The sequence below is a fragment of the Aquiflexum lacus genome (assembly GCF_015476655.1).
GTDB lineage: Bacteria > Bacteroidota > Bacteroidia > Cytophagales > Cyclobacteriaceae > Aquiflexum > Aquiflexum lacus.
This window is the reverse complement of sequence record NZ_JABFHF010000057.1, coordinates 1-4,895: the sequence shown is the minus strand read 5'-3', so window position 1 is coordinate 4,895 and position 4,895 is coordinate 1. Positions and strand designations below refer to the sequence as shown.

The 4,895-nt window shown below is 38.4% G+C and carries 5 protein-coding genes; 4 read left to right on the top strand and 1 reads right to left on the bottom strand.

Features of this window, described 5'->3' with window-relative positions:
* Positions 1 to 733: 733 nt before the first annotated feature.
* Together HMJ38_RS24910 and HMJ38_RS24905 are read left to right on the top strand one after the other, a co-directional pair.
* A complete protein-coding gene (locus HMJ38_RS24910) occupies positions 734 to 1,690 on the top strand; it encodes a retropepsin-like aspartic protease (protein WP_194977166.1) in 957 nt (318 codons plus the stop codon).
* A gap of 92 nt (positions 1,691 to 1,782) precedes the next feature.
* Entirely contained in the window at positions 1,783 to 1,944 is a 162-nt protein-coding gene (locus tag HMJ38_RS24905) for a hypothetical protein (RefSeq protein ID WP_194977165.1), read from the top strand.
* 210 nt (positions 1,945 to 2,154) lie between these two features.
* Here HMJ38_RS24905 and HMJ38_RS24900 read toward each other — a convergent pair whose 3' ends face one another.
* Positions 2,155 to 2,352: a hypothetical protein gene (locus HMJ38_RS24900; RefSeq protein WP_194977164.1), complete on the bottom strand. Its 198-nt coding sequence runs from the start codon at positions 2,350 to 2,352 to the stop codon at positions 2,155 to 2,157.
* 561 nt (positions 2,353 to 2,913) lie between these two features.
* Here HMJ38_RS24900 and HMJ38_RS24895 point away from each other — a divergent pair.
* Positions 2,914 to 3,531, top strand: a complete 618-nt coding sequence (locus HMJ38_RS24895) for a hypothetical protein (protein ID WP_194977163.1) — start codon at positions 2,914 to 2,916, stop codon at positions 3,529 to 3,531.
* 280 nt (positions 3,532 to 3,811) lie between these two features.
* The gene (locus HMJ38_RS24890; protein ID WP_194977162.1) at positions 3,812 to 4,228 is read left to right on the top strand and encodes a hypothetical protein; all 417 of its coding nucleotides are present in this window, start codon (positions 3,812 to 3,814) and stop codon (positions 4,226 to 4,228) included.
* Positions 4,229 to 4,895 lie beyond the last annotated feature (667 nt).

Genomic DNA, 4,895 nt, shown 5'->3' with positions numbered 1-4,895 from the left:
ATTAAGGTTTTGCGGTATTTTTAAACATCTGTATGCGGATTTTAGGAGCTATCGGAACGAAGTCGGAAGTAACGGGCATTTCAGTGTTTGACCAAGAATTATTTCGAATTTTAATGTTAAAGGCATAATTGAGTACATCCATATTCTTTTTAAACCTGAGAACCAATTTTTGAAAGCTGTTCTCAGGATACAACTTTTAATGGATTTCTTTCTGGATTAATAAACAGGCATAATCAGCTTTTGGCATGAATTGGAACAAAGTCTAAAGCCAATGAATCAATAGCTAAACCAATGTTTTAGGCAATCATTTACCTTGGATTCAATATAAACATAGATCGGGAAATGCAAAAAGCCATTGGCGTGTAATCGGCAATGGTTTTTTTATTCTCTATTTGATCCATACCTTATTTAGAAAAGATAATTTTTTTAGCCTAAAAACCGGTTTTTCATTACTGATCTGATTCAGCTTTCGATTAATTTATCCTTCATGACTAATTGAACAGTCAAAACCTGCTTTTTTTTGGAACAAATTATACAGTATATGAAACATGGTATACACCACCTGAAACAAGGTATATAGCATCCGAAACAATACCTAAGGTCATATTTTTACTTTAAAGTACCTTGTTTATCAATTAATTACATCATTTCCCCGAAATGTATTTAGGCCTTTAGCCACCAAAATACAGATCATGGACTGAAAAATAATTTATAACATTTTTACTTCCATAACATGAAAACGATCTTATCATTTATTGTCTTTGGGTGGATTATTCCACATTACAATTTAAAAAACACTCCCGTTACCAGCATACCATTCGATCTCGTCCAAAATCTTATCATCGTTAAAGCCACTGCTAATGGCAAGGAAGGATATTTCGTAGTGGACACGGGTGTTTCGGAAACAATCTTAAATAAAAGGTACTTTAAAGGCAGTGCTACCGGAATCAAATTTTATGGTATTCATGGAAATGAAATAGAAAATGAAATATGGCCCATAAAATTAAACATCGAAGGATTTGAAAAAAATATGATAGGTGTCATAATCGATTTCACTGCTTTGGAGAAAAAAACTGGTTTGGATTTATTAGGGGTTGTTGGAAATAGTTTGTTTAAAAATTGTGAACTGGTTTTAGACTATACATTTAAGGAACTGACCATATATCGACTCAATAAAGAAGGTAACCGCATTTCTTCAAAAAATATCCATCAAGAGCCTCAGTCAACTCTCCCTATAATACTAGGTAAAGGATTGGCGCTAATCGAAGTAAAAATGAATGGAAAAAAGTTAAAGATGATTCTGGATACAGGAGCTAGTGCAAATGTGATGGATATTCAGGAAATCAACCACATCGGTTCAGGCTCATCACGGGTAAGGGAAGTTTCAATGGCAGGTTTTGGGAAGAACATAATTCAGGTAAAATCCTCTAAAGTAAATGAATGGATGGTTGGTAACCTTCCTTGTCCACCTATGAAGACACTTTTTGTAACTTTAAACCAACTCAACCAAAACAATTGGGGAAATAGGGTCGATGGTATATTGGGATATAACTTTCTCTGCAACTTTAGGGTGTCAATTAACTTCCGAAAGAAGGAAATTCACCTTTGGGATCGGGAATCAGTGGAACTCCAATTGGCAAATGCAAAAAAAAGCGACAATGCAATTGGGATTAATTCAATTAAATATTGACCTGATTAACAAATCCTGAAGGTTAGTCTTGAGATAAAGAAGGTGGACTGCTGGTTGTTGAAACCGGTGCTTCCCGGTTATCACGCATAGATTTGGGAACAGGAGCCGTGAGCAAAATCGCAGATGGCCTCAGCCTGAGTGGACCTGCTGTTGGTCAAGATGCCGCCTTACCTCCTACATACCTTTTTGATGGGGTAGCTGTCGGCCAATCCGGTGATATTTATGTTTCGGGAGGAGGCAAGAATGTGATTTAACGCATCTCTAAAAATTGAAGTTCTTCTTCTAAATAAAAACTAAAATTAAACGAGTTTCATTTTTTGACCTTTTCAAGCTACCATTTCCCCCTTTTCGAAGTAGAAAAGGGGGAGTTTTTTTATCAAATTTTAACCCGAATTCTTTAAGTGGTTCCTGGTCTCCGGAATCTCCAAGTTGTCCTGCTTCTCCTGAGGCTGTATCATCCTGTCCTACATCGATCCCGTCATATCCTGAGATGGGGATCTTTGGTTGATGATCTGATACCATGCCAAAGCATCCTCAAAAAGTTCATCTTCTTCCTCGGTAAGTTTGTATTCCGAATTCTTGAAGCAGTCACGTTTGCTTATTCTTTCAAGGTCCGAAAGGGGAATGTCTATCATCGGATTGTCCGAAGTGATGTCCTTCATGTGGAATACGTGCTTGAGCAATGCCAGGGCTTTCTCTTTCCCTCTGCTTTTGTCATGTTCCCATATAGCTAAAAATGCTCCCTCCGATACGGTGGTAACACTTATGGTCAGCTTAAGTCTTTGATGTCAAACTTAAGGGCCATAGCTATAATTTCACCAATTATACCGTAAGTAGATATTTTATCATACAGGAAACAAAATGTGTTGTTACTTCAGTTTTTCTTTTGTGTCAAGGATCAGCCATTCCCATTGGTCAGCATTGGGATGTCTTTCAAAGAAATCTGCCCTGGATTGAAGGGTTATTTGAATTATGGGAAGCCGAAAGCATTTCAAATCAACTTTTTCCCGAGCTGCATTGAGTTGACACGTTGTTGATTTGTCGCCACCTCGCGTTTTGTTGGTTTTATTAAACTAGATCAGTATTTTGTTTGGATTTGGAACAAAATATAAAGCACTTGAAACAATAACTACGGTTGGACTTTGAGCATCTAAGTAGCTTGCTACTGTAAATATTCTCTATTAATAAATCTTTAATCATTAAACTATCATATGATGAAAACGATGAAACAAATTATTGGAAAATCAGTGTTAGGTGCTGCTTTAATAACAGCATTTTTTGTCACATTCTCTTGCAGCCAGTTCAGTGATGCCTACGACAGTGATGAATTAGTCGATAAAGAAGCTTTGATGCTGCCACCGGAAGAGCTGGAGTTGAGTGATGAATTAATCGATATTACAGCAAGAAAGGGCAATGATGTTACCCGATCGGTTCGCATTACTTTGGAAGGTATCGACAATGCAGACGGTCCAGGAGGTACCTTCACTGGAATAATGACGCATCTGGGAAAAATAACTGGTGTGAGTGGTCTAGGCGAAATTTATGATGTCCAAGGTAACGTATTCAAATTTAGGACCTTACCGGGGGAAAAAGATATTATCTATGCCGCGAACCGGGACGAGGTTTGGGCGGCTACCGATGACATGATCATTACTTTTAACTCAGAGACCACTGCTGTCTATACCCAATTAATTACTTTCATAGGAGGTACTGGCCGATTTGAAGGCGCTTCCGGTTTTTTGGAGATTGAAAATGGTACTTTGGAAATCGTTGGTTTAAAAACAAATGGCGACCCCTTAATCAGGACTTCTCACGTAGGCAATGGAGAAATAACGTATTAATCCATTTTGGCATTGCAGTAATAACGAACCCGGTCATAAATGACCGGGTTTTTTATGCGGTAAAAGCTCTAAATCATATAATTGATTTGCTTTTTTTATGCGTATTCGGTTAGTGGCACGTACCCAAAAAAGGTAGGATTAAGTTCAAATTGAACGTGCTGTGGACTGTTGACTGTCGTCTATGGACGTGTAATCCTATACAAAAAGCCCCAAATCTAACTCACGTGCAACCGTGCGGATACACATTTTTTTTTAATATCCGATACAAATCCCATCTTACATGAGTGATTTATTGGATCAATCAGGTGAGGTTTTCAAAGTAAATACTTTGACCGAAGAAAAAACAATTTTTATAAAAATTCAAGAGGGACTTGACAACTTGGCCTTTGACTCCAATGGCTCCCTTTTTATCTCCAATGCTGATTTTGGCTCGGTAGTAGAAATACTACCTAGTGGTCAGTCACGCACCATAAGCCGTGGAGGGATGATCGCACCTATGGGCATGGCAGTTTTACCTGGGTCAAATAACAGAGATGCATTGTATGTAGCCGACGTGTTCCGATTGTATCAATTGAATGGCCTCACCGGCAGAGAGGAAAATGTTTATAAAGGTGACTTCCCTTCAGGAATCAAAAGGAAAAACCAATTCAAGTTGTTGGGAATATTTAGCCCATCAGCCGGACAGGGTCATTGGTAATTATTGATGGGGTAAATACACCTTAATTGGTCTCGGCCAAACATATGGTTGAACCTGATCAACCATTCAAGAAATGTGTAAATCTATAATTGTCGTCCCTTCCAACCTATCAACTACAAAGTAGTTGAAATTGATTAGCCACAAATCGCCATTTGTGGTCATTAAATCACGGAATGAATTTATTATTTCAACCCTAAAGGGGTTGAATTCGATTAGCCATACATCATGATGTGTGGTTGAAATAACCATGCCCATTTATCCTTTCAACTCTGGAGAGCCTGTCCCGAAAATCGGGAAGTTGAATTTGAATGGCTTATCCTTTCAAATTACCCCCTTAATGAATGTTAGTTTTTAAAACAAAAAAACTGGCAAGGATTTACTCCCTGCCAGTTTCTCAAAATGTGACCGCTTGCTGCGACTTCCTGCCCTCCGGGAGGCGGGCCCTCAGCACAAGTCGCAGTAATTTTTAAATAATTAATGCCGATAGTTCCGGGATAGGTGGTCCCGATGCTCGGGATAAATAGTGAGAGGCGCACCTCGTCGGAGAAATCTGGCGAGGCCGTCTACTCGATTGCCAGTAGTGCCTTTATTTTCACGCTACTTTAAATTCTAATTCGTTCATTTCTACACTGAACTTAACGTTAGCTTTTAATGCTTTAAAGACTTT